The sequence below is a fragment of the Streptomyces sp. NRRL F-6676 genome (genome assembly GCF_000725625.1).
Taxonomy (GTDB): Bacteria; Actinomycetota; Actinomycetes; order Streptomycetales; family Streptomycetaceae; genus Streptomyces.
This window is the reverse complement of record NZ_JOHS01000010.1, coordinates 405,664-429,874: the sequence shown is the minus strand read 5'-3', so window position 1 is coordinate 429,874 and position 24,211 is coordinate 405,664. Positions and strand designations below refer to the sequence as shown.

27 protein-coding genes are annotated in these 24,211 nt (G+C 72.5%); 10 read left to right on the top strand and 17 right to left on the bottom strand.

Annotated elements, in window-relative coordinates; all coding sequences use genetic code 11:
• Positions 1-99 precede the first annotated feature (99 nt).
• The 5 genes from IO29_RS10730 to IO29_RS10710 all read right to left on the bottom strand — a co-directional run bounded on the left by IO29_RS10730 (position 100) and on the right by IO29_RS10710 (position 7,418).
• Entirely contained in the window at positions 100-4,854 is a 4,755-nt protein-coding gene (locus tag IO29_RS10730) for a cation-translocating P-type ATPase (RefSeq protein ID WP_051707915.1), read from the bottom strand.
• Between the two features lie 18 nt (positions 4,855-4,872).
• Entirely contained in the window at positions 4,873-5,418 is a 546-nt protein-coding gene (locus IO29_RS39365) for a hypothetical protein (protein WP_234307633.1), read from the bottom strand.
• 146 nt (positions 5,419-5,564) lie between these two features.
• On the bottom strand, positions 5,565-6,011 hold the full coding sequence (locus IO29_RS10720) for a GlcG/HbpS family heme-binding protein (RefSeq protein WP_051707914.1): 447 nt from the start codon (positions 6,009-6,011) through the stop codon (positions 5,565-5,567).
• A gap of 70 nt (positions 6,012-6,081) precedes the next feature.
• Positions 6,082-6,402: an NIPSNAP family protein gene (locus IO29_RS10715; protein ID WP_030382079.1), complete on the bottom strand. Its 321-nt coding sequence runs from the start codon at positions 6,400-6,402 to the stop codon at positions 6,082-6,084.
• A gap of 50 nt (positions 6,403-6,452) precedes the next feature.
• On the bottom strand, positions 6,453-7,418 hold the full coding sequence (locus IO29_RS10710) for an NADP-dependent oxidoreductase (protein WP_030382078.1): 966 nt from the start codon (positions 7,416-7,418) through the stop codon (positions 6,453-6,455).
• Between the two features lie 147 nt (positions 7,419-7,565).
• Here IO29_RS10710 and IO29_RS10705 point away from each other — a divergent pair, with 147 nt between their 5' ends.
• Both IO29_RS10705 and IO29_RS10700 read left to right on the top strand, forming a co-directional pair.
• On the top strand, positions 7,566-8,552 hold the full coding sequence (locus tag IO29_RS10705; protein ID WP_030382077.1) for a GlxA family transcriptional regulator: 987 nt from the start codon (positions 7,566-7,568) through the stop codon (positions 8,550-8,552).
• Positions 8,553-8,587: 35 nt separating this feature from the next.
• Complete coding sequence (locus tag IO29_RS10700; protein WP_030382076.1) at positions 8,588-9,184, top strand: TetR/AcrR family transcriptional regulator; 597 nt, start codon at positions 8,588-8,590, stop codon at positions 9,182-9,184.
• 11 nt (positions 9,185-9,195) lie between these two features.
• On the opposite strand, the gene IO29_RS10695 is transcribed toward IO29_RS10700, so the two are convergent.
• Entirely contained in the window at positions 9,196-9,663 is a 468-nt protein-coding gene (locus IO29_RS10695; protein ID WP_030382075.1) for a VOC family protein, read from the bottom strand.
• 139 nt (positions 9,664-9,802) lie between these two features.
• On the opposite strand from IO29_RS10695, the gene IO29_RS10690 reads away from it, so the two are divergent.
• Positions 9,803-10,699, top strand: coding sequence for a helix-turn-helix transcriptional regulator (locus IO29_RS10690; protein ID WP_030382074.1), 897 nt, complete (start codon positions 9,803-9,805; stop codon positions 10,697-10,699).
• A gap of 63 nt (positions 10,700-10,762) precedes the next feature.
• On the opposite strand, the gene IO29_RS10685 is transcribed toward IO29_RS10690, so the two are convergent.
• A complete protein-coding gene (locus tag IO29_RS10685) occupies positions 10,763-12,145 on the bottom strand; it encodes a glycine--tRNA ligase (protein ID WP_030382073.1) in 1,383 nt (460 codons plus the stop codon).
• Between the two features lie 217 nt (positions 12,146-12,362).
• Between IO29_RS10685 and IO29_RS10680 the strand changes: the two genes are divergently transcribed.
• From IO29_RS10680 to IO29_RS10665, 4 genes are read left to right on the top strand one after another with little or no spacing between them, the layout of a single operon-like run.
• Positions 12,363-13,325 (top strand): metal ABC transporter substrate-binding protein, encoded by a 963-nt coding sequence (locus IO29_RS10680; RefSeq protein ID WP_030382072.1) that lies wholly within the window; start codon positions 12,363-12,365, stop codon positions 13,323-13,325.
• Positions 13,322-14,116 carry a metal ABC transporter ATP-binding protein gene (locus tag IO29_RS10675; protein WP_030382071.1) on the top strand — a complete coding sequence of 265 codons (795 nt, stop codon included), beginning with the start codon at positions 13,322-13,324 and terminating at the stop codon, positions 14,114-14,116. Before IO29_RS10680 ends, IO29_RS10675 begins: the two co-directional genes overlap by 4 nt.
• Positions 14,116-15,051, top strand: a complete 936-nt coding sequence (locus IO29_RS10670) for a metal ABC transporter permease (RefSeq protein ID WP_030382070.1) — start codon at positions 14,116-14,118, stop codon at positions 15,049-15,051. Before IO29_RS10675 ends, IO29_RS10670 begins: the two co-directional genes overlap by 1 nt.
• A 59-nt stretch (positions 15,052-15,110) precedes the next feature.
• Complete coding sequence (locus tag IO29_RS10665) at positions 15,111-15,518, top strand: Fur family transcriptional regulator (protein WP_030382069.1); 408 nt, start codon at positions 15,111-15,113, stop codon at positions 15,516-15,518.
• A gap of 143 nt (positions 15,519-15,661) precedes the next feature.
• Here the strand turns inward: IO29_RS10665 and IO29_RS10660 are convergent, their stop codons facing one another.
• Positions 15,662-16,045, bottom strand: coding sequence for a winged helix-turn-helix transcriptional regulator (locus IO29_RS10660; protein ID WP_030382068.1), 384 nt, complete (start codon positions 16,043-16,045; stop codon positions 15,662-15,664).
• Between the two features lie 132 nt (positions 16,046-16,177).
• Between IO29_RS10660 and IO29_RS10655 the strand changes: the two genes are divergently transcribed.
• Entirely contained in the window at positions 16,178-16,579 is a 402-nt protein-coding gene (locus tag IO29_RS10655; protein ID WP_030382067.1) for a RidA family protein, read from the top strand.
• 90 nt (positions 16,580-16,669) lie between these two features.
• Here the strand turns inward: IO29_RS10655 and IO29_RS10650 are convergent, their stop codons facing one another.
• Genes IO29_RS10650 through IO29_RS10635 form a run of 4 tightly spaced genes read right to left on the bottom strand, consistent with a single transcriptional unit; the run spans position 16,670 to position 18,758 of the window.
• A complete protein-coding gene (locus IO29_RS10650) occupies positions 16,670-17,506 on the bottom strand; it encodes an isoprenyl transferase (protein WP_030382066.1) in 837 nt (278 codons plus the stop codon).
• A gap of 28 nt (positions 17,507-17,534) precedes the next feature.
• Positions 17,535-18,281 (bottom strand): DNA repair protein RecO, encoded by a 747-nt coding sequence (gene recO, locus IO29_RS10645; protein ID WP_030382065.1) that lies wholly within the window; start codon positions 18,279-18,281, stop codon positions 17,535-17,537.
• 34 nt (positions 18,282-18,315) lie between these two features.
• Positions 18,316-18,555: a hypothetical protein gene (locus tag IO29_RS10640; RefSeq protein WP_030382064.1), complete on the bottom strand. Its 240-nt coding sequence runs from the start codon at positions 18,553-18,555 to the stop codon at positions 18,316-18,318.
• A complete protein-coding gene (locus IO29_RS10635; protein WP_030382063.1) occupies positions 18,552-18,758 on the bottom strand; it encodes a hypothetical protein in 207 nt (68 codons plus the stop codon). Before IO29_RS10635 ends, IO29_RS10640 begins: the two co-directional genes overlap by 4 nt.
• A 116-nt stretch (positions 18,759-18,874) precedes the next feature.
• Between IO29_RS10635 and IO29_RS10630 the strand changes: the two genes are divergently transcribed.
• Together IO29_RS10630 and IO29_RS10625 are read left to right on the top strand one after the other, a co-directional pair.
• Positions 18,875-19,708 carry a helix-turn-helix domain-containing protein gene (locus IO29_RS10630; protein ID WP_030382062.1) on the top strand — a complete coding sequence of 278 codons (834 nt, stop codon included), beginning with the start codon at positions 18,875-18,877 and terminating at the stop codon, positions 19,706-19,708.
• Entirely contained in the window at positions 19,690-19,980 is a 291-nt protein-coding gene (locus tag IO29_RS10625; RefSeq protein WP_030382061.1) for a DUF397 domain-containing protein, read from the top strand. Before IO29_RS10630 ends, IO29_RS10625 begins: the two co-directional genes overlap by 19 nt.
• Positions 19,981-20,016: 36 nt before the next feature.
• Here IO29_RS10625 and IO29_RS10620 read toward each other — a convergent pair whose 3' ends face one another.
• The 5 genes from IO29_RS10620 to IO29_RS38870 form a co-directional block, all read right to left on the bottom strand.
• Positions 20,017-20,340 (bottom strand): helix-turn-helix domain-containing protein, encoded by a 324-nt coding sequence (locus IO29_RS10620; RefSeq protein ID WP_030382060.1) that lies wholly within the window; start codon positions 20,338-20,340, stop codon positions 20,017-20,019.
• On the bottom strand, positions 20,337-20,717 hold the full coding sequence (locus IO29_RS10615) for a type II toxin-antitoxin system RelE/ParE family toxin (protein ID WP_030382059.1): 381 nt from the start codon (positions 20,715-20,717) through the stop codon (positions 20,337-20,339). Before IO29_RS10615 ends, IO29_RS10620 begins: the two co-directional genes overlap by 4 nt.
• Positions 20,718-20,852: 135 nt before the next feature.
• Positions 20,853-21,581 (bottom strand): TerB family tellurite resistance protein, encoded by a 729-nt coding sequence (locus IO29_RS10610; protein ID WP_030382058.1) that lies wholly within the window; start codon positions 21,579-21,581, stop codon positions 20,853-20,855.
• Between the two features lie 236 nt (positions 21,582-21,817).
• A complete protein-coding gene (gene leuA, locus IO29_RS10605) occupies positions 21,818-23,539 on the bottom strand; it encodes a 2-isopropylmalate synthase (RefSeq protein ID WP_030382057.1) in 1,722 nt (573 codons plus the stop codon).
• Positions 23,540-23,832: 293 nt separating this feature from the next.
• Positions 23,833-24,081: a hypothetical protein gene (locus IO29_RS38870; protein WP_030382056.1), complete on the bottom strand. Its 249-nt coding sequence runs from the start codon at positions 24,079-24,081 to the stop codon at positions 23,833-23,835.
• Positions 24,082-24,211 lie beyond the last annotated feature (130 nt).

The window sequence follows — 24,211 nt, the reverse complement described above, 5'->3', positions numbered from 1 at the left end:
CTGCGCGAGCAACCACGGCGCACCCGCACACCAAAACGCCCCCGAACCCCCCACCCCCTGGGGGGATCCGGGGGCGAAGCCCCCAGGCGGCACCGGGCCCTACGCGGCCGCAGACGCACCCGCAGCCGCAGCCGCGCCCGCAGGCTTCGGGCGGAGCGCCAGCACCGCCCGCTCCAGTCCCGGCAGGTACCGGTGCGCCACAACCGCAAGGACGAGCGCACCGACCACGCCCGCCCACGCCACCGGCCCGAGCGGCGTACAGCCGAACAACTGGCTGAGCCCCGGCGTCTGGATCAGGGCCACCAGCGCCGCCGCCGACCCCAGGGCGGTGAGCCGGACCAGCGGACTGTCCCGCCGGTCGGCCAGCGTCTGGGCGAGCTGCGTGCCGACCACCCCGCACAGCGCCATCGTCGTGGAACGGCGCGCCGTTCCGGGAGTGAAGCGCCCGACCAGCCAGGCGGCGGTCGCACCGAGACACGTCGTGGCCGCGCGATGGCGGATCTGACGGATCAGCGGCTCGCCGAGCAGAGCCGTGACCAGCGGCTCCGTGGTCTCCACGTCGTCCGTCGGGACCTGTTCCTTCGGCGTGACGGCGACCGCCATCGCCGGGAACAGGTCGGTGAACAGGTTCACCAGCAGCATCTGCCGGGTGGACAACGGCGCCGAACCCGACAGCAGCGTGCCGAGGATGCCGAAGCTCACCTCGCCCGCGTTGCCGCCGATGAGGATGGCGATGGCGTCCGCGACGCTGCGCCACAGCGCGCGGCCCTCGGCGACCGCCTCGACGAGGACGGTCATGTCGTCGTCGGTGAGGACGAGGTCGGCCGCGTTGCGCGCGGCGGCCGAGCCGCGGGCGTTGATCCCGACGCCGATGTCGGCGGCGCGGATCGCGGCGGCGTCGTTGGCGCCGTCGCCGACCATCGCCACCACCCGCCCCGCGTCCCGCAGCGACTCGATGACCTGGAGCTTCTGCTCGGGCGCGACCCGGGCGACGACCCCGACGTCGCGCAGCATACGGGCGCGCGCGGAGCGGTCGGCGGCGGCGAGTTCGTCACCGGTGACGACGCCGGTGTCCTCCGGCCAGCCCAGCTCGGCGGCGATGGACCGGGCGGTCCCAGGATGGTCGCCGGTGAGCATCACGGGCCGTACGCCCGCCTCGCGCAGCCCGCGCACAAGGGCGGTGGAGCTCTCGCGGGGCGTGTCCGCGAGGGCGAGCAGACCGGTGAACTCCAGGTTCCCCAGCGGGCGTTCGAGGACATCGGCGGGCCGTTCGCCGTCCGCCAGCGGCCGGTGGGCCACCGCGAGCACACGCAGCCCGCGGTCGGCAAGCTCGTGCGCGGCCTCCGTGGCATGGTCGGTGAGCCCGGCGACGGCGGGCAGAACGGTCTCGGGGGCGCCCTTGACGACGAGGACGCGCGCGCCGTCGTCCTCCCGTCCCACGGCGGCCGAGTAGCCGCGGGCGGCCTCGAAGGGCAGGTACTCGTCCTGCCGCCAGCCGGGGTCGGGCCGGGCGGCGTCGAGGACGGCCTCGTCGGTGGCGTGGGCGACGCGGACGGAGTCGCCGTTCGGCCGGGGACAGGCGCGGGCGGCGGCGCGCAGCGTCCGTGCGGCGGCCTCGGCCCCGCCCCCGGACCCGGCCTCGACCCCGCCCCCAGCCTCGGACCCAGACCCGGCCCCGTCCCCGGCCTCGGCCCCAGACCCGTCCCCGGCCCCCGCCTCGTCCGGCCGGTACACCGTGCCGTCCGCGTCGGTCAGCCGGACCAGGCGCAGCCGGTTCTCGGTGAGCGTGCCGGTCTTGTCGAAGCAGACGGTGTCCATCCGGCCGAGCGCCTCCAGCGTGCGCGGGGCACGCACCAGCACCCCGCGGCGGCTGAGCCGGCGCGCGGCGGCGAGCTGCGCGACCGTCGCCACCAGCGGCAGCCCCTCGGGGACGGCCGCCACGGCGACCGCGACGCCGCCGCCGACCGCCTGGCGCAGCGGCGTGCCGCGCAGCAGCGCCAGGCCGGTGACTGCGGCGCCGCCCGCCATGGTGAGCGGCAGCGCCTTGCGGGTCAGTTCCTGCAACCGGGCCTGGACTCCGGCGGCCGGGGGCGTGCGGGCGGCGAGATGGACGGCGCGCGCGGACTCGGTGTCGTCGCCGGTGTCGACGACGACCGCGCGGGCGTGCCCGGCGACGACGGTGGTGCCCTCGAAGACCATGCAGCTGCGGTCGGCGACGGCGGCCCTCGGGGTGGGCGCGGTCTGCTTGTCGACGGGCAGCGACTCCCCCGTCAGCGCGGACTCGTCGACCTCCAGGCCGTCCTCCCACAGCAGCCGGGCGTCGGCGGGCACGACGTCGTCGGCCCCCAGCTCGATGACGTCGCCGGGGTGCAGCTTGGCGGCGTCGACGGTGCGGGGCGCGGCGTCGGGGGTCCCGGCGCGCACCCGGGCCTTGCGCTTCTGCTCGTCGAGCAGCCCGGACAGCGCCCGCTCGGCGCGCAGCCGCTGGACGCCGCCGACCAGGGCGTTGAGGTCGAGGGCGCCGAGGACGAGGAGGGCGTCGACGGCGGAGCCGAGGATGGCGGAGGCGGCGGAGCCGACGGCGAGGACGGGGGTGAGCGGGTCGTCGAGTTCGCCGCGTACGGCCCGGCCGAGCTGCCAGGACCAGCGGGCGGGGGCCAGCACACGGATCTTTCCGGCGCGGTCGGCCAGCTCGCGTGCCCGTGCGGTCGCCTGTTCGACCGGCCCCGGCTGTGTCTCGGGCTCGTCGTGCAGCCGGTTCTGGACGTCCTTCGGCTTCAGCGCGTGCCAGGCCACCCGGGGCCGGGGGTGCGGGGCGCGCGACACGGCGACGCCGAGCGCCGCGCGCGCCCCGGTGTAGAGGGCGGCCGCCGCGCTGACGTCGACGGGGGCGTGCCGCAGCCCGGGCCACGGCGACGGGCGGCCCCGCCGGGACTCGCCGACGGCGACGAGCAGCCCGGACAGCGCGGCCCCCGACCGCGCCAGCGTCTGCGACCTGCGTCCCACCGCCCGCGCGGCGGGCACGGCGGTGAGCAGCCGCCACACGTCGGCCGGCCCGTGCGGGGCGAGCACGTCGGCGCCCCAGACGACGGCGGCGTCCCGGTCGGTGAGGGCGACGGCCACATCCCCGGCGAGCAACCCGTCGAGGACGTCGTCACGGCCGCCGGTAGTGGCGTCGCCGTAGGTGTCGCCGGTAGTGGTACCGGCCGGCACCCGGGCCACCGTGACGACCGTGCCGCCGTGGCGTTCCCGTTGCCGCGCGACCACCTCCGCCAGTGGGCGTTCCGGGTCGGCGACGTGGTCGGCGAGGCCGGTGAAGTCGGCGAGGGCCGGGTGGTCGACGACCACCACGCGCAGCCCGGCCCGGCGGGCGGCCTCCAGGACCTCCTCCGCCCACGGGTCGGCGCCCCCGCCCGGCGCGAGCAGCGCGCCGGGGTGCAGGACGAGAGTGTCGGCGGTGCCGAGCTGGGCCAGCCGGTCGGTGTCGCGGACGAGGACACCCGTGCGGGACAGGGCGGCGGCGAGGACGGCGTGGAAGGCGGCGGGCCCGTAGCGGGCGGCCTTCGGGGAACCGGCGAGCACCGCCTCGGCCGCCTCGCCGATGTCGTGCTTGACCAGCAGGGTCGCGGCGGCGCCCACCATGCTTCCGGTGGCGGCCGAGGCGGCGTACTCCTGCGCCGGGGAGGTGCGCAGCGGCGGCCGCGGGCACCAGCCGGCGGGTACGCCGGTGCGGTCGGGCCGGCACACCTCGTCGTGCGTCGCGTCGAACGCGGCGGCGCGCGCCACGGTCTCCCCCACCTGACAGACGCGCAGCGCCCCGTCGAGCACCAGTGCGGTCGGGGTGCGGCCGGCGCCGTGGACGGCGGCGTTGGCGACGGCGAGGGCCAGGTCCATGCGGGAGCGGCCGATGCGGGTGCGCAGCCAGCCGCGGAACCGGGGGTTCTCGCGCAGCAGCGTCGTGACGGCGGTGACCGGCCGTGGCGACACCGGCAGCCGCAGGGCCGAGCCGGCGAACGCCAGCCCGATACCGGCGGCGTCGGCGGCGAGGGCCGCGACGGCGGTACGGACGCCGGCGGGATCGCCCGGATGGGAGAACTCCTCCACCCGCTCGTCGCTCTCCCCCAGCCCGTGCCGGGCGGCGAGCTCGGACGCGCGGTCCAGTACCCGGTCCATCGCGCTGTCCTCGGTCGCGGCCACCACCAACCGGGCCAGCCCACCGTCCCAGTAGGCGAACGCCACGTCCGGATGCTCGGCGAGGGCGGCGGCGAGCCGGCGCGCGCGGTGCTCGGTCCGCGCGGCGTGCGCGGCACGCCGCGCACGGGCGTCGCCGGGGGCGCCGGCGTCCGACCGGCCGCGGGCTTCCGGCCGCGCGCGGCCGTCGGGGGCGCCGCCTTCCGGCCGGGAGCCGGCACCGGGCGCGTCGCCTTCCGGCCGCGCGCCGCGCACGCCCCCACTGCCGCCGGTCCCCCGCGCCAACGCGCCGCCGCCACCGGCGCCCGCACCGCCCGCCTCCCCCGCGAGCGCGCCCTCCTCGAAGCCCTCCTCGAAGCCCTCGTCGAAGCCCTCGTCGATGCCCTCCTCGATGCCCTCCTCGACGTCGCCCCCCGCGCGCAGCGCCAAGTGCGCCCGTGTGCCCGAGCGCCACGTGCGTGGCCCGCCCGGCAGGGCGTTGCGGACGACCCGGCGTACCCGGGCCGCGCCGTCCACGCCGCGTACGCCCGCCCGGGCCGTGCCCGCCGCCGCGCCGGCGACGGCGCCGGCCACCGGCGCGGCGGACCGGGCCAGCAGCCGTGGCCCGGCCAGGGCGAAGGTCGCGGCCGCGGCCGACGGTCGGGTCAGCAGTGCCAGTGCCATGTCGTCCGCCGCCCCCGCTCAGCCGGCGCTGCGGCCGCGTGCGGCGGTCGCCCGCCCGGCCGACTTCGCCGACCGGGAGCCTCCGCCACCGGCCGTCTTGCTCTTCCTGACCGTGGGCGAGGCGGCACCCTTCGTCGCCGCCTTCGTGGTGGCGCGGGCGGCCCGCGCCGCCGTGCCGCCCGCGGCGACCGCCTTGCCCTTCAGCGCGGGCGAGGCGCTGCGCGCCGTGGAGACGGCGGCGGGCGGCGCCGGGGTCGTGACCACGGGTGCCGCACCCGCGGAGTCACCGGACGCCTCGTCCGCACGCTCCTGCGGCCGGGGCTGCGTCAGCCAGGCGACGGCCGCCCCCGTGACCGCGACCGGCCACTCGACGACCCCCGCGAGGCCGAGCACCCCGGCCCCCGTGTACACGACGAGCCGTCGCCCGCGCGGCGACACCGCGCCGACCTTGTCCAGCGCGCCCCCGGCGGCCCGGGTCACCGTCCCGGCCCCGGGTACCTTCCCCAGCACCGACGCGGCGGTGCGCAGCGGGAACGGCAGACTCGACGACTTCTCCTCGGCCATGGCTCACCTCACGTACGCGACAACCCGTTGCGAACCGGACGAGTGCCCGCGTTCGGGGAGGTCAACCGGGCTGTTCGGGCGAGTGCCGAGCAGACCGGCGGCGCGGTGGCCCGTCAGTGGCCGACCGTTGGCCGGTCAGTGGCCGGTCACTGGCCGGGCAGCTCGAACCCGAGGGCGGCCAGGGCCTCCTCGGCGGCCTGCCGGTCCTGCTCGTGGCTGCCGCCGGAGATGCCCAGTCCCCCGACGCACTGGCCGTTCTCGAGGATCGGGTAGCCGCCGCCGACGGCCATCAGACGGGGGTGGCCGGCCAGTGGGGCGACCCGCGGGTCGCCGAGATAGTCGTTCCACGTGTGCGTGGGGATGCGGAACGAGGCCGCGGTCCACGCCTTGTCGACGGCGACCTCGGCGGTGAGGAAGGGCGCGTCGTCGGCCCGGTCGAACGCCCTCAGATGCCCTCCCCGGTCGGTGACGGCGACCGCCGCCGTGAAGCCGATCCGGGCGGCGGCGGTGTGTACCGCCGCGATGAGTGCGCCGGCGGCGGCCTGGGTGACGGACGGGGCGGGGGCCGACCTCGGCAGTGTGTCGGTGCTCATGAAGGTTCCCTGGGGATGGTGGGCGGTGCGGTGTGTGGTGCGGTGGTGGGCCGAACGGCCCGGGCCGGGGTCACCGCAGCGGTGAGGCCGGGGTCGGGACCACCCGGGTGACGGCGATCTTCTCGGCGAGGAGCAGACCGTGCACGGCCGGGCCGATCTCGTTCTTCCAGCGGTCGTGCTCGTAGACGGCCGCGTACAGCGCCTCGCTCTGCGCCTCGTCCTCGAACCGGCGCATCCACACATAGCCGTCCCCGTCCTCGGCGTCGACGAAGGAGGCGGTCACGTCCATGCCCAGCGAGGCCTGGAACGGGATGACCACGTCCTCCATGTACCGCACCCACTCCGCACGCCGCCCGGGCCGGACCTGGTAACGACGGATCTCGTAGTACACGCTGCTGCTCCGAACTTCTCGTTGCTTCTCGACGGCGGAAAGGGCCGGGTTCAGTCGGTGACGGTCAGGACGAGCTTGCCGCGGGTGCGGCCCGTCTCGCCGCGGCTGTGGGCCTCGGCGACCTGCTCCAGCGGGAACGTCTCCGCCACCTCCACGGTGACCTCACCGGCGTCGATCAGGCCCGCGATCGTGGTCAGCGCCGTGCCGTCCGGCTCGACCAGGTACGGGGTGGCCCGCACGCCGGCCGCCTCGGCGGCCGCCAGCAGGTCCGGGGAGACACCGGACGGCACGGCCACCAGCAGTCCGCCGGGGCGGAGCACCTTCAGCGCACGGGTGCTGGTCCGGTCGTGCGCGTCGCCCACCAGGTCGATGACGACGTCGACGCCGGAGACGGCGTCCTCGAAACGGGTGGTGGTGTAGTCGATGGTCTCGTCGGCGCCGAGCTCCTTGAGCCAGGCGTGCCGGGCGGCACTGGCGGTGGCGATCACGTGGGCGCCCCGGTGCCGGGCGAACTGCACCGCGAAGTGGCCCACCCCGCCGGCGGCGGCCGTGATCAGCACCCGCTGTCCGGCCTGCACATAGGCGGTGTCGACCACGGTCTGCCAGGCGGTCAGCGCCGCCAGCGGCACGGCGGCCGCGTGGACGTGGTCGAGGGTGGCCGGCTTGCGGGCCCACTGACGGGCCGGCGCGGTCACGTACTCGGCGTAGGCGCCCGCGGCACGCGGGAACCACGGCATGCCGTACACCTCGTCGCCGGGCGCGAGTGTGGTCACGCCGAAGCCGACCTTCTCGACGACCCCGGAGACGTCCCAGCCCAGGGCGAGCGGGAGCGTCTGCAACCCGGCCATGCCCTGCCCCTCGCGGGTCTTCCAGTCCACCGGGTTGACCCCGGCGGCGTGCACCCGCACCAGCACCTCGGTCGGCAGCGGCTCGGGGCGCGCGACCTCCTCGACGGTCAGCACCTCCGGCCCGCCGAACTCCTTGACGGTGACGGCCCGCATGACGTGCTCGCTCATCGTGTCCTCGCTCTTGTAGCTCATGTATCCGGTTCCACTGTTTCTCTCGCGGAGACGGGTGACCGTGGGCTCCGCAAGAGAAACAGTGCCGTGCCCGCGGGAAGGCGAGTGAGTGGCCGGAGGGCCACCTGTCGTACCATTCCGGCCATGGCCCTACCGCACCGTGTCGTCGTCCTCGCCCTCGACGGAGTCCTCCCCCTGGACCTGGGCATCCCGGCCCGGGTCTTCAACGAGGCCCGCACACCGGACGGGACCCGCCTCTACTCCGTCACCACCTGCTCCCTCGGCGGCCGGCCGGTGCGCACGCACGAGGACTACCGGATCGTCGTCGAGCACGACGAGTCGGCGCTGGAGAGCGCGGACACCGTCGTCCTCGCCACGCAGGAGCCCACCGCGCGGCTGCTCACCACCGGCGCGCTCCCCGCCGAGCTCGCCGCCGCGCTCGACCGCATCGGGCCGCGCACCCGCATCGTCAGCCTGTGCACCTCGGCGTTCCTGCTCGCGGCGGCCGGTCTGCTGGACGGCAGGCGGGCCACCACTCACTGGACGCTGTGCGACGCGCTGGCGCGGCGGTTCCCCGCCGTCGAGGTCGATCCCGACGTGCTGTTCGTCGACAACGGCCGCATCCTGACCTCCGCCGGCGGAGCGGCCGGCATCGACCTGTGCCTGCATCTGGTCCGCCTCGACCACGGGGCGACGGTGGCCTCGGCCGCCGCACGGCGCTGCGTGGTGGCCCCGTGGCGCGAGGGCGGTCAGGCGCAGTTCATCGAGCACCCGGTCCCGCGCGACACCGACCGCTCCACCTCGGCGACCCGGCAGTGGGTCCTCGACCGGCTGGCCGAGCCGGTCACCCTGGAGGACATGGCCCGGCACGCGCACATGAGTGTGCGCACGTTCACCCGGAAGTTCCGCAGCGAGGTGGGCAGCAGCCCGCTGAAGTGGCTGGCCCAGCGGCGGCTGGCGCACGCGCGCCTGCTCCTTGAGTCCACCGATCTGACCATCGCCCGGATCGCCACCGCCTGCGGCTTCGGCGACCCCGTCGCCCTGCGCAAGCACTTCCACACGTACGTCGGCCTGTCCCCGCTCGCCTACCGCCGCGCCCACAGCGCCCCGGAGCCGGCGGTGGCAGGGTGACCGGGCGGCCGTACGGCCCGGGTACCGTCTCCCGCATGGCACCGACCAGCGACGTCCTCACCGCCGAGCGCATCCTCGAAGCCACCGAGGAGGTGCTGCGCCGCCACGGCCCCGCCAAGGCGACCGTGGTGGACGTGGCCCGCGCGCTCGGGGTCAGCCACGGCAGCGTGTACCGGCACTTCCGTACGAAGACGGCGCTGCGGGAGGCCGTGGCGCAGCGCTGGCTGGACCGTACGCACCAGGGGCTGGCCGGGATCGTCGGCGACACCGCCCTCGCCCCGGCCGAACGGCTGCGCGCCTGGTGCCGCGCGCTGTTCGACATCAAGCGGCGCCGTGCGGTGGACGACCCGGAACTGTTCGCCACGTTCGGCGTGCTGGCCAGGGAGAACAGCGCGATCGTCGACCGCCACGTCGGCGACCTCACCGCCCAGCTCACCACGATCGTCCGCGCCGGCATCTCCGACGGCAGCTTCCGGCAGACCCTGGACCCGGCCTCCACCGCCACGGCCCTCCTCGACGCCACCTCCCGCTTCCACGCCCCGTACCACGCCCGCGACTGGCAACAGCCGGGCGCCGGCACCCGTCTGGAAACCGTCCTCGACCTGCTGGTGACAGGGCTGCGGGCGCCCTGAGACAGCGAACGTCAGGCGACGCAGAACTCGTTGCCCTCCGGGTCGCGCATCACCCACCAGTGGCCCGCCGGCCCCCGGTCGACCTCCTCGACCCGCCGCGCGCCCAGCGACTCCAGGCGGGCGACGGTCGCCTCCCGCCCCTCCTTCCCCGCGTGCACGTCGAGGTGCAGCCGGTTCTTCGCCGTCTTCGGCTCCGGCACGTCCTGGAAGAGGATGCGCCGGCCCGTGCCGATGCCGGTGGCCTCGTCGTACGGGTCGTCGGGGTGCCGGATCCCCGCGAGGCCCCGGAAGATCCGGCGGCCGCCGTGCTCGGCCGTCGCCGCCTCGGGCAACTGCCCGGCCGCCAGGAGCCGTTCGATCAGGGCGCTGTTGTCCTCGACGGCGTAGCCGAGCGCGGCGGCCCAGAACTCCGCGAGCGCGGGGGCGTCGGCGGTGTCGACGACGAGTTTGACGTGCAGGGTTTCGACGTGTGCGGTCATGACATCGCTTCTACGGGGCGGGAGGCGGTCGTGTCCAGCGGCACCGGTCGCGCAACGCCCCCAGGCTGGTACCGGAGTGTCCTCATCCTGGTACCAGCACCACCTGGAAACAGGTTCCGGCAGACGCCATCCTGGAAGCATGACGACGACCGCGCAGGAGACGACGACCGTACGAGAGACCGCGCCGGGGCGCGAGGGCTCCGCGTCGGCGGTGCGGCGGCACGAACTGGCCGCCTTCCTGCGGCACCGCCGCGAGCATGTCACGCCCGAGCAGGTCGGGCTGCCCCGCGGCGTGCGCCGGCGCACCCCCGGGCTGCGCCGCGAGGAGGTCGCCCAGCTCTCCGCGGTCGGCGTCACCTGGTACACATGGCTGGAGCAGGCCCGCAACATCCAGGTCTCGGTGCAGGTCCTGGACTCCCTCGCCCGGGCGCTGCTGCTCGACTCCAGCGAGCGCGCGCACCTGTTCAACCTGGCCGGGGCCATCGACCCCGCCCCCGGCGCCGCCTGCACCGGTGTCACCGACGCCCAGCGCATCCTGCTGAAGCAACTGGAGCCGCTGCCCGCCTGCGTGCAGAACAGCCGGTACGACATCCTCGCCTACAACCGCACCTACGGCCTGATGCTGTGCGACATGGACGCGGTGCCCCCGCAGGACCGCAACTGCATGCTGCTCGCCTACACCCACCCCGAGTGGCGCACCTCGCTGACCAACCGCGAGGAGGTGCTGCGCCTGATGACGGCCAAGCTCCGCGCGGCGATGGCAGAGCATCTCGCCGAGCCCGCCTGGAAGACGCTCCTGCACCGGCTGCGCACGGAGTCGGAGGAGTTCGCCGAGCTCTGGGAGCGGCACGAGGTGATGGGCGCGCACGGCAAGCGCAAGCGGTTCGACAACTCCCGGGTCGGCCTGCTCACCCTGGACCACACCGACCTCTGGCTGGGCCCGCGCAACGGCCTCCGTCTGGTCACGTACGCCCCGGCGGACGACGAGACGCGCGCCCGCCTGGAACGGCTGCACGCGATGGCGACGGGCGCATGAGAACGCCGTTCCCCGCGGCCCCTGCGAGGGACACGGGGAACGGCGCGCACACCCGCGAACCGGCTAGCAGCCGACGAGCCGGCTCCCCAGGTAGCCCTCGATCTGGTCGAGGGACACCCGCTCCTGCTTCATCGAGTCCCGCTCCCGCACCGTCACCGCGTTGTCCTCGAGCGTGTCGAAGTCGACGGTCACGCAGAACGGCGTACCGATCTCGTCCTGGCGGCGGTAACGGCGCCCGATCGCGCCCGCGTCGTCGAACTCGATGTTCCAGTTCTGCCGCAGCGCCTGCGCGAGCCCCTTCGCCTTCGGCGACAGCTCGGCGTTGCGGGACAGCGGCAGGACGGCGACCTTGACCGGCGCCAGGCGCGGGTCGAGCCGCAGCACCGTGCGCTTCTCCATCTTGCCCTTGGCGTTGGGCGCCTCGTCCTCGACGTAGGCGTCGAGGAGGAAGGCGAGCATCGTGCGGCCGACACCGGCGGCGGGCTCGATGACGTACGGCGTCCAGCGCTCGCCGGCCTCCTGGTCGAAGTACGACAGGTCCTGGCCGGAGGCCTTGGCGTGGGCGCCGAGGTCGTAGTCGGTGCGGTTGGCGACGCCCTCCAGCTCGCCCCACTCCGAGCCGCCGAACCGGAAGCGGTACTCGATGTCGGCGGTGCGCTTGGAGTAGTGGGAGAGCTTCTCCTTCGGGTGCTCGTACCAGCGCATGTTCTCCTCACGCAGGCCCAGGCCCCGGTACCAGTCCCAGCGCTGCTCCATCCAGTACTCCTGCCACTTCTCGTCCTCGCCCGGCTTGACGAAGAACTCCATCTCCATCTGCTCGAACTCGCGGGTGCGGAAGATGAAGTTGCCGGGCGTGATCTCGTTGCGGAAGGACTTGCCCATCTGGGCGATGCCGAACGGCGGCTTGCGGCGCGAGGTCTGCTGGACCTGGGCGAAGTTGGTGAAGATGCCCTGGGCGGTCTCGGGGCGCAGGTAGGCGACCGAGCCGGAGTCCTGGGTGGGGCCGAGGTGGGTGGAGAGCAGACCCGAGAACTGCTTGGGCTCGGTGAAGGTGCCCTTGTTGCCGCAGTTGGGACAGTTGATGTCGGCCAGGCCGCCTGCCGGGGCGTGCCCCTTCTTCTCCTCGTAGGCCTCTTCCAGGTGGTCGGCGCGGAAGCGCTTGTGGCAGGAGGTGCACTCGGTGAGCGGGTCGGTGAAGGTGGCGACGTGACCGGAGGCCACCCAGACCTCGGTGGCCAGGATCACCGACGAGTCGATACCGACGACGTCCTCGCGGGAGGTGACCATGTAACGCCACCACTGGCGCTTGATGTTCTCCTTGAGCTCGACGCCGAGCGGGCCGTAGTCCCAGGCGGCGCGCTGCCCGCCGTAGATCTCACTACAGGGGTACACGAACCCACGGCGCTTGCTCAGGCTGACGATGGTGTCGATCTTGTCGGCGGCCACGATGCTCTCTTCATACGACGGAACGGCGCGAATGCTTCAGGTTACCGGCGCGGCCCGGCCTCGCATCAAATCGGTGGGGCCGGTGTACGGACACCGGTGACAAAAGGGGCCGACCGACTCGCCGTCGGCCCTCCGGCGGCGCTCGCCACCCCCTCCTCACCCCCTCCCTACGGACGCTTATTGACAATCGTTTCCATTGTCGTTGAAAATGACTGTCATGAACGTACGGCGCCGACTCATACCCACGGCCGCGCTGACCGCGGTCTCCGCGCTCACCCTCGCGGCCACCTCCGCCTGCTCCTCCGACGATGCCGCGGGCGGCAGCACCGACAAGTTCGACGTCGTGGCGTCCTTCTACCCGCTCGCCTTCCTCGCCGAGTCGATCGGCGGCGACAACGTGCACGTCACGAGCCTGACCCAGCCCGGCCAGGAGCCGCACGACCTGGAGATCAGCGCCCAGCAGACCGCGCGGCTCCAGGAGTCCGACGCGGTGCTCTACCTCGACAACCTCCAGCCCTCCGTGGACGACGCCGTCGCCCAGTCCGAGGTCAAGACGAAGATCGACGCCGCCTCCCTGACCACGCTCGAAAAGCACGGCAACGAGGTCGGCGGCCACGCCGCCGAGCACGACGACGAGCACGGCGAGGAGGAGTCCGGCGGCAAGGACCCGCACATCTGGCTCGACCCCGTGCGCTACGCCGAGGTCGCCGAGGGCGTCGGCAAGGCCTTCGAGAAGGCCGACCCCGACCACGCCGACGCGTACCGGAAGAACACCGCGGCCCTGGTGAAGCGGCTCGACAAGCTCAACACGCGGTTCGAGACGGGCCTGAAGAACACCTCCTCCAAGGTCTTCATCACCACGCACGCCGCCTTCGGCTACCTCTCGGAGCGCTACGGCCTCACCGAGGAGGCCATCAACGGCCTGGACCCGGAGTCGGAGCCGAGCGCGGCCCGGGTCAGGGAGCTGGAGAGGATGGCGAAGGCCGACGGCGTCACCACCGTCTTCTACGAGACGCTCGTCAGCGACAAGACCGCGAAGACGATCGCCGCCGACGCGAACCTCAAGACGGACGTCCTCGACCCGATCGAGGGCATCACGGACAAGTCCCGCGGCGACGACTACTTCCAGGTGATGGAGTCCAACCTGAAGGCGCTCCAGAAGGCTCTGGGCAGCGCATGACCGGGCGCGACGGTGCGGCGGACGGGCTCGCCGAGCCCGTCATCGCCCTGCGCGGTGTCACCGCCGAGCTGGGCTCACGGCCGGTGCTGCGCGGCATCGACCTGACCGTGCGGCGCGGCGAGGTCGTCGCCCTGCTCGGCGCCAACGGCTCCGGCAAGTCCACGGCGGTCCGTACGGTGATCGGCCAGGTGCCGGTCACCTCCGGCGACGTCGAACTGTTCGGCACGCCCCGGCGGCGGTTCCGCGACTGGCGGCGCGTGGGATACGTGCCCCAGCGGACGACGGCCGCGGGCGGCGTGCCCGCCACGGTGACCGAGGTCGTCTCCTCCGGCCGGCTCTCCCGGACCCGCTTCGGCGTACTGCGCCGGGCCGACCGCGACGCCGTGCGCCACGCGCTGGAGCTGGTCGGCATGGCGGACCGCGCCAAGGACTCCGTGGACGCGCTCTCCGGCGGCCAGCACCAGCGGGTACTGATCGCCCGCGCGCTGGCCGCCGAGCCGGAGCTGCTGATCATGGACGAGCCGATGGCGGGCGTGGACCTGGCCAGCCAGCGCGTGCTGGCCGAAGCCCTGCGTGGCCAGGTCGCCGAGGGCGTCACCGTCCTGCTCGTCCTGCACGAACTGGGCCCGCTGGAGCCGCTGATCGACCGCGCGGTCGTGCTGCGCGACGGCTGCGTCCTGCACGACGGCCCGCCACCGAAGGCGCTCGGCCTGCACGCCCTGCCGGGCCACGACCACGTCCACCCGCACGCCCCCGCCGGGGCCGCGAGCCGCACGGGACTGCTGAGCTGATGGAAATCCTGAACTACGCCTTCATGCAGCGGGCGCTGCTGGCCGCCGTGCTGGTGGGGATCACCGCGCCCGCGGTCGGCATCTACCTGGTGCAGCGCCGCCAGTCCCTGATGGGCGACGGCATCGGCCACGTCGCGATGACCGGCGTCGGCCTGGGCTTCCTGCTCTCCTGGTCCCCGGTGTGGATGGCGACGGCGGTCTCGGTCCTCGGCGCGGTGCTGATGGAGCTGATCCGCTGGTACGGCCGTACGCGCGGCGACATCGCGCTGGCGATGCTCTTCTACGGCGGCATGGCGGGCGGCGTCATGCTCATCAACCTGGCGCCGGGCGGTTCCAACGCCAACCTGACCTCGTATCTGTTCGGTTCGCTGTCGACGGTGTCGGAGTCGGACGTCACGGCGATCTGTGTGCTCGCCGCCTTCGTCGTCCTGGTCACCCTGGGGCTGCGGCGACAGCTGTTCGCGGTCAGCCAGGACGAGGAGTTCGCCCGGGTGACGGGGCTGCCGGTGCGGGCGCTGAACCTGCTCACCGCCGTCACGGCGGCGGTGACGGTGACGGTGGCGATGCGGGTGGTGGGGCTGCTGCTGGTCTCGGCGCTGATGGTGGTGCCGGTGGCGGCCGCGCAGCAGCTCGGCCGCAGCTTCGCGGCGACGTTCGCGCTCGCGGTGGCGATCGGCGTGAGCGCCACGATCGGCGGCACGGTGACGTCGTACTACCAGGACGTGCCGCCCGGCGCGACGATCGTGCTGCTGACGATCGCCGCGTTCCTCGTCCTCACGGCGCTGGCGGCACCGCTGGCCAGACGCCGGGCCAGGCGTGCGGAGGCGGGAGGCGGGGACCCGGTGGAATGCGCCCTGCCGGAAGGGGCAGCATCCCCGGGACCGGAAGCGACGCTTCCGGCGATGCGAGGACCTGCCGAGGGGGTCGACGCCTGACCCCGCACAGCCGGGGCTGGCACAATGGCCCCGCGAGATGCAGACGTGAGGAGGCAACGGTGACCACCGCCGGCCCGCCCGTACGGGGACGATCCACGCGCCAGCGCGCCGCCGTGGCGGCGGCGCTGGACGAGGTGGAGGAGTTCCGCAGCGCCCAGGATCTGCACGACATGCTCAAGCACAAGGGCGACGCGGTCGGTCTGACCACGGTCTACCGCACGCTCCAGTCCCTCGCCGACGCCGGCGAGGTCGACGTCCTGCGCACGTCCGAGGGCGAGTCGGTCTACCGCCGCTGCTCCACCGGCGAACACCACCACCACCTGGTCTGCCGCGTCTGCGGCAAGGCGGTCGAGGTCGAGGGCCCCGCGGTCGAGAAATGGGCCGAATCCATCGCCACGACCCACGGCTACGTCAACGTGGACCACACCCTGGAAATCTTCGGCACGTGCGGGGACTGCGCGTCGTAGGAACGCGCGCCCACACCGACCTTCCGGCTCCGCCGCGGGGCGCGGGCCCGCGTTGAACCCGCGGTTCCGCCGCGCGGGCGACCGGGGCGCGACCAGGACGGCGAGTACGCGTCAGGGTCCCTTCGTGGGGACCGCGCCGGGGCTCAGGCGTCGAAGCTGTCGCGGGCGCGTTCGATGTGGGTGAGGTGCTGCTGGGTCCAGCCGCAGAGGGAGTCGACGGCGATGTGCAGGCCCCGGCCCGGTTCGGTGAGGGTGTACTCCACGCGTGGGGGCACGGTGGGGTACACCGTGCGGTCGACCAGGCCGTTGCGTTCCAGCATGCGCAGGTTCTGGGTGAGCATCTTGTGGCTGATGCCCTCGACCTCGTTCCGCAGCTCGCTGAAGCGCAGGGTGCGCTCGTGGAGGGCCTCGATGATCAGGAGCGCCCACTTGTTGGCCACGTCGGAGAAGATCTCCCTGGCCAGGGAGTCCGCGCGTCGCAGGTCGGCGTCCTCGGGCAGGCCCTTGAGCTGTTGCTTGGTCACCATCGGGTTCCCCCGTCACCAAAAAGTGCGTTCTTCCAGGTCAGCGGCAACTCTCCTACAGTTCCCCAGTAACCACAAGAGCCCACGCGTTCAGTGATGAGGGCGGCTCGAGCAATCCGATGGAGGGCGAGCACCATGGCCAGCGACGATGTTTTCAGCTACGACATCCCGGCAGAGAGCGACTTCGGCTACGCACAGGCGATCAGGTCCGGCGAGCTGATCCATGTCTCCGGGCAGGTGGCGTTCGACGAGGCGGGCGGGTTCCCGCACCCCGGCGACTTCGCCGCCCAGCTCGCGCTGACCCACGCCAACATGGACAGGGTCCTCGCCCACTACGGCGCCACCCGCAAGCAGATCGTCTCGCAGACCGTGTACATGGTCGGGGTGCAGCGGAACGGCGTCACGGTGTCGGAGGGCAATCTGAAGTACTTCGGGGACCACCGGCCGGCCAGCACGGTCCTGGGAGTCACGGAGCTGGCCGTGCCCGGCCAGGTGGTGGAGATCGCCTTCGTCGTCGACATGCGGCTGCCCGCCTGAGCCCCTGCCCCGGGCGGTGGGTCCGCCCATGCCCACCGCCCGGGGCACGGACCGGATCAGGGCGGCGCCGACGCGAACCCCCAGCCCGCCCTACTCCCCCTGCCGCCCCTCCATCGCCAACAACTCCTCATTGGGAATCGCTCCCCCGAACCTCCGGTCCCGCGACGCGAACTCCACACACGCCCGCCAAAGATCCCGCCGATCGAAGTCCGGCCACAGCACATCCTGAAAAACCATCTCCGCATACGCGCTCTGCCAGATCAGGTAATTCGACGTCCGCTGCTCCCCACTGGGCCGCAGGAACATGTCCACATCAGGCATGTCCGGGTAGTACAGATACCTCGCCAGCGTCTTCTCACTGACCTTCGACGGCTCCAACCTCCCCGCCCGCACATCCTCGGCCATCGCCTTCGCCGCGTCGGCGATCTCCGCCCGCCCCCCGTAATTCATGCAGAAGTACAACGTGATCCGGTCGTTGTCCTTCGTCTGCTCCTGCGCCTCCTGGAGCTCCTTCGCCACGGATTTCCAGAGCTTCGGCATCCGCCCCACCCACCGCACCCGCACACCCAGCGAGTCGAGCTGGTCCCGGGACTTGTGAATGAAATCGCGGTTGAAGTTCATCAGGAAGCGCACCTCCTCCGGCGACCGCTTCCAGTTCTCGGTGGAGAAGGCGTACAGCGAGATCGCCCCGACGCCCATCTCGATGCCGCCCTGGAGCACGTCGAGAACGCGCTCGGCCCCCACCTTGTGCCCCTCGGTCCGCGGCAGCCCCCGCTCCTTCGCCCACCGCCCGTTCCCGTCCATGACGATCGCGACATGCTTGGGGATCAGCTCACCCGGGAGCTTCGGCGGACGGGCACCGGACGGATGCGGCTCCGGCGTGCGGTACTCCCGGCGCCGGCCCCCCAGAAACCCACGTACGGCCATGTGCTACTCGTCTCCTCTACTCACCAGGTCATTTCTCGACATACCGCAAGGACCGCAACCCTCGCTCCAGATGCCAGTGCAGGTACGCGGACACCAGTCCGCTCCCCTCCCGCACGTACCGCCCCTCGCACGCGTCCGCCGTCGCCCAGTCCCCCGTGAGCAGCGCGCCGAGCAGGTCCAGGGCCTGCGGCGAGGGTACGACGCTGCCGGGCACCCGGCAGTCGACGCAGACGGCCCCGCCGGACGCCACCGAGAAGAACCGGTTGGGCCCCGGCATGCCGCACTTCGCGCAGTCGCCGAAGCTGGGCGCGTAGCCGTTGACGGCGAGGGAGCGCAGCAGGAAGGCGTCCAGCACGAGGTGCGGGGCGTGCTCGCCGCGGGCGAGCGTACGCAGTCCGCCGACCAGCAGCAGGTACTGCTGCACGGCCGGCTCCCCCTCGTGGTCGGTGAACCGCTCGGCGGTCTCCAGCATGGCCGTCCCGGCGGTGTACCGGGCGTAGTCGGTGACGATGCCGCCGCCGTACGGGGCGATGGTCTCGCTCTGGGTGCACAGCGGCAGCCCGCGCCCGATCAGCTCGCTCCCCTTGGCGAAGAACTGCACGTCCACGTGGGAGAAGGGCTCCAGCCGGGCCCCGAACTTCGACTTCGTGCGCCGCACCCCGCGGGCCACGGCCCGTACCCGCCCGTGACCGCGCGTGAGCAGCGTGATGATGCGGTCCGCCTCACCCAGCTTCTGGGTGCGCAGCACGATGCCGTCGTCGCGGAACAGGCTCATGCGCCCATTCTCGCCTACGCCCGGGGTGCGCCGGTCAAGGCACCTCGCCCCGGCTGCGGGCGTTCACGTACGCCGTCGCCGCGCTGAGCCGCTCGGCCGGGGTGGCGCTGCGTACGGCCCCCGGCTCGACGTCCCACTCCCGCCCGCCACCGAGCGGCCGGAGCTGCACGTAGGGCCCTTCGTGCCCCATGACGACGCCGAGCAGCCCCGTCCGGGTGTCGACGGCGTAGGCACCGACGGGCGGCGTGCGGGGCTGCGGCTTACGGGGCCTCACCGCAACGCCGTCACGAGCCGGCCGGCCGTCTCGACGGAGCAGCGTCCCAGCTCCACGAGCGGACACGGCGCCTCCCGGGCGACGGACACGGGGTCCAGCCCCAGGGACGGCAGGACGATTCCCGCCTTCGCGAGCGCACTGCGCAATTCCTTCACGGTCTCCTCCGCCTCCTCGACGCAGAACGCCGAATGCTGTGCCGTCACGGTGGTTCCCCTTCTCTGCCGGGTTTCACTCTTCGCACCCACATGGTGACCCTCCGCGCCTACACTCGGCAGGAGTCTGCGCACTACAAGTGCGGGGCAGCACAGGGAGGTTGTCCATGGCCAACGGTTCCCGCCAGGCGGCGTGGGAGTTCTTCGGCACGGAACTGAAACGACGAAGGGAGGACGCGGGCCTCACCCAGGCGGACCTGGGAATGCGCGTCTTCGTCTCCGGCGGCTACATCGGCCAGTTCGAACAGGCCATTCGCAAACCGCAATTGGACGTGGCCCAGCGGATCGACACGGCACTGCAAACCGACGGTATCTTCGAGCGGCTCTGGCGGAAGCTCATCAAGGACCAGCCGTACCGGGAGTACTTCGCGCACGCGGCGGAACTGGAGCGGCTGGCCACGGAGATCTGCGAGTACGCACCGGCAGTGGTCCCTGGCCTGCTCCAGACCCGGGAGTACGCGCGAGCGGTGTTCCTGGGGAACAACCCCCTCGCCACCGAGGAGTACCTCGAAGAGCTGATCAAGGGCCGCATGGACCGCACCCAGCTCCTCAAGGACGCGGCACGGCCCATGTATTGGGCCGTCCTCCACGAGGCGGTGCTGCGCATCGCCATCGGAGGTCCCACCGTCATGGCCCGCCAACTGGACCACCTCGCCGCGCTGATGCGCGAGCGCACGGTGGTGCTGCAAGTGCTGCCGTTCGCGGCGGGCGCCCACCCTGAGATGGGCAAGATGATGAAGCTCATGGAGTTCGAGGACACTCCGCCGACCGTCTATACAGAAGCCGTGCTGTCGGGCAATCTGCTCGACGAACCGACCCTGGTGAGTCGAACCCGCTCGTCCTACGATCTGCTCAGGGCCGTCGCGTCGTCGCCGGAGACGTCCCTGACCCTGATCGAATCGGCAGCGGAGGACTACAGACGATGCGCGGGTACGACCTGACGAACGCCCGCTGGCGCAAGAGCACCTACAGCGGCGGCAACGGCGGTGAGGACTGCGTCGAGGTCGCCCACGACTTCCCTGGCGCCGCCCGCTGGCGCAAGAGCACGTACAGCGGCGGCAACGGCGGTGAAGCCTGCGTCGAGGTAGCCGACGGAGTCCCCGGCATCGTCCCCGTCCGGGACAGCAAGGTCCCGGACGGCCCCGTCGTCCTCGTCGGCCCCGCCGCCTGGACCGACTTCGTCGACGCGGTGGCACACGTCACCGACCGGTGAACCCACGAGTCCGACGCGGAAAGCCGGGAGCCGCGTTCAACCGACCTTGCGCAGCTCCCCATCCGCGAAGACGGCGACCAGCATCAGGTTGCCGCCCAGCGCTTCGACGTACCTGGCCACGACATCCGTACCGGACACCTGGCCACTCTCGATCTGCGAGACCCGCCCCTTGCTGACCCCCATGCGTTCGGCCACGTCCGCCTGGGTGTACCCACGTTCCTGACGCATCTCGACCAACCGCCAGGCACGCGATGCGGTGAGCAACCGCTGAGCCCCTTCGAGGAACGTCTCCCGCCCACCGGCGAGTTCCTCCGCCCGTTCGCGGTGCCCACTGGCAGACCACGCAGTGTGTCCACTCACTTCCCCGACTCCTTCTTCCGATCAGTCAGGTATTCCGCATAACGCCGCTCGGCCAACGGGACCGCCTCGTCGTACCACGCACTCCAGTTACCGGACTTGTCTCCCGCCACCAGAAGGATCGCGGAACGCCACGGGTCGAACATGAATAGAACGCGCACCTCACTGCGCCCCATCGAACCGGGACGCAGCTCCTTGAGATTGTGCAGGGCCGATCCCTTGATCCGGTCGACCAAGGGACGCCCTTCGGCAGGACCGCGGCAGGCCAGGACCCAGATCGCCTGATTCACCAGCACATACGAACCGGGATCGGTCTTCTCCAGATCGTGCAGCCATTGATCCACCTCGGTGGTCAGGTAAACATCCCACTCTTCTTCCACCCTCAGCCCTTTCGCGAGTTTAGCATCCACTAAACCTGCACGGCCTGGCGGCAAAAGCCCCACGTGGGGATCTTCACCCGATCGAGGAAACAGCTGTACCGAGCCCCTCGAAGGAATCGACGTCCCCGCAGGCGCTCACGACGGCGTGCGCGCCGACTCCAGGAGGCGGGTGACCTCGTCCGCCGGGAGGGTCAGGGCCGCGCCCACCGTCGCCAGGACGTCCCGTTCCGCGGGGGTGTCGGGGCCGTCGGCGAGGGCGATGCGGGCGCCCTGGAGGAAGATGGACTCGCGACCGGCGGGGGCGAGGTGGGGCGTCAGGGGGTCGAGCGCCTCGTGGAGCTCTATGGCGAGCCCGGGGCCGCACGCGCGGCCGTAGACGCGACCCGTGTCCGCCTCCAGCGCCTCGACGAGCGCGGCCAGCTGGCCCTCCGTGCAGTCGTCGAAGCCGGCCGCGCGCACGGCGACGGCGGCGGTCTCCAGCGACGTACGGGAGGTGCTGCCGCCCGCCGCGAGGACGGCGAGGGCGACCGTGTGCACGGCGTCCCGCAGCATCGCCGCGAAGCGGACGGTGGTGGGGTGGTCCAGGACGTCCGTGCCGTAGTGGTGGCGGCAGGCGGCGCATTCGACCACGGGGCCCGTCTCGCCGCGCGGCAGCACCGGCACGCCGGCCACGGCCAGCCGGCGCCGGCCGGTCAGCCGCTGGTAGTTGCGGTCGCCGCCGCAGCCGGGGCAGAAGAACTCGCCGTCGCCGACGGCGGTCCACGCCGTGCGGGTGCCGACGAGGCGGGTCACGGGGATCGCGAGCGCGCGCGGCACGCGTCGGTGGCCGGCTTTGTGGCCGCTTCGTCCCCGTCCTGGCAGCACGTCGCACCTCCGTAACTCCCCCGCGCCCTGCGAGGGGCGCGAGTGGTGCCGCGACGACGTCGTCGCGTCTGCGTGATGTTAGCCACATCGTCGACGCGTAGTCAGTACCTTGGACGAGACCTATGTGTGACCCTTACACGGATTGGCCGGTTGCCGACGGTCCGACGACGGACCCCCGCCCGCCGGAAAAGGCGGACGGGGGCCGGAAACGCCGAGGTCAGGGCCGGAGGGCCGGTTCAGCGCGCGGCGCGGTTGACCGCCGAGACGACCGCCTTCAGCGAGGCACGTGTCGTATTCGCGTCGATCCCGATCCCCCACAGGACCTTCCCGTCGATCGCACATTCGATGTAGGAGGCGGCCTGCGCGGAGGCGCCCTCGCTCATCGTGTGCTCCTGGTAGTCCAGCAGCCGTACGTCGATGCCGAGGGATTGCAGGGCGTCGAAGAACGCCGAGATCGGGCCGTTGCCGGAGCCGGTCAGGACCGTGTCCGCACCGTCGACCGTCGCCTCGACCGTGAGCGCGTCCACGCCGTCGGTGTCCGTGGTCGACTGCCCCGTCCTGACCTGGATGCGGCCCCAGGGGTTGTCCGGGTTGGGCAGGTACTCGTCCTGGAAGGTCGCCCAGATGTCGGCGGGCGTGATCTCGCCGCCCTCCGCGTCCGTCTTCGCCTGGATGATCTTCGAGAACTCGATCTGCATCCGGCGCGGCAGGTCCAGCTTGTGGTCGTTCTTCAGGACGTACGCGATGCCGCCCTTGCCGGACTGCGAGTTGACGCGGATGACGGCCTCGTAGGAGCGGCCGACGTCCTTGGGGTCGATCGGCAGGTACGGCACCGCCCACTCGATGTCGTCGACGGTGACGCCCTTGGCCTTCGCGTCGGCCTCCATGGCGTCGAAGCCCTTCTTGATGGCGTCCTGGTGGGAGCCGGAGAAGGACGTGTAGACCAGGTCGCCCACGTACGGGTGGCGCGGGTGGACCTCCATCTGGTTGCAGTACTCCCAGGTGCGGCGGATCTCGTCGATCTGGGAGAAGTCGATCTGCGGGTCGACGCCCTGGGAGAACAGGTTCATGCCCAGGGTGACCAGGTCGACGTTGCCGGTGCGCTCGCCCTGCCCGAACAGGCAGCCCTCGACGCGGTCGGCGCCGGCCATGACCGCCAGCTCGGCCGCCGCCACGGCCGTGCCGCGGTCGTTGTGCGGGTGCACCGACAGGCAGACGTGCTCGCGGCGGGAGAGGTTGCGGTGCATCCACTCGAAGCGGTCCGCGTGCGTGGACGGCGTGGAACGCTCGACGGTGGCGGGCAGGTTGAGGATGATCTCGCGGCCCGGTCCGGGCTGGTAGACGTCCATCACCGCCTCGCAGACCTCCAGCGCGAAGTCCAGCTCGGTGTCGGTGAAGATCTCCGGGCTGTACTGGTAGCCGAACTCGGTCTCGGGGCCCAGCAGCTTCTCCGCGTACTCCATCACCAGGCGGGTGCCGTCGACGGCGATCTGCTTGATGTCGTCCTTGGAGCCGCGGAAGACGACCCGGCGGAAGACCGGCGCGGTCGCGTTGTACAGGTGGACGGTGGCCCGCTTGGCGCCCTTCAGCGACTCCACGGTCCGCTCGATCAGGTCCTCGCGGGCCTGGGTCAGTACGGAGATCGTGACGTCGTCCGGGATCGCGCCCTCTTCCTCGATGATCGAGCGCACGAAGTCGTAGTCGGTCTGGCCGGAGGCCGGGAAGCCGACCTCGATCTCCTTGTAGCCCATCTTCACCAGCAGGTCGAACATCGCGCGCTTGCGCGCGGGCGACATGGGGTCGATCAGGGCCTGGTTGCCGTCGCGCAGGTCGGTGGAGAGCCAGCGGGGGGCGGTGGTGATGCGCGCTTCCGGCCAGGTGCGGTCGGGGATGTCGACCTGGTCGTAGCGGCCGTACTTGTGGATCGGCATGGTGCTGGGCTGCTGGCGGTTTGCCATGGTGGCGTGGGCTCCTCGAAATGTCCGCGGGTCAGCGGGTCCGGAAGGGACGGCCGACGGCGCAACGCCGAACTCCGCGGGGAGGGGGTCGGCCTCGACTACAGGCCCTCGCCGCGGCAGCTAAGGAGAAGCAGCCCGATACGCATGATGCTCCGCATGCTAGCGGAGCCGGTGCGGTGGGCGGGGCCCCGTATCAGTATGCGGGACCGTGGGCCCGGCACCCGTGCCCGTCGCTGCCGCGGCCCCGGGCGGTCGGCGACCGGTCCAACGGTCGCCGACCGGGTGGGCTCCGCTCAGCGGACCCACTCCTCCCAGAATCCGGTGCTCGCGTTCCAGCGGCACTGGAACTCGTGGTAGCCGTTGTACGCCAGGTCGTACCGGCCGTCCTCCTGGCAGGCCTCGTGCGTCCGGTTGCCGCCGGCCAGATGGAAGCCGTCGGGGTCAGTCACGGCGGAGGCGGAACCCGCCGCCGTGAGCGGGATGGTGACCGCCGCGGCGCCGATCACGGCGGCGGCGGCGATACGGGAACGCCAGGACTTCACGTACGTCTCCTCACGATGGGGAACCGGACCGGCCGGGGCCGGCCGGCGGCTCTCTGCGCCTTGCGTCCTGTATGACTGGCCGCACCCGGGCCCGGGTTCACGGCAGGGGTGAGGAGGTCCGGTGAACGCC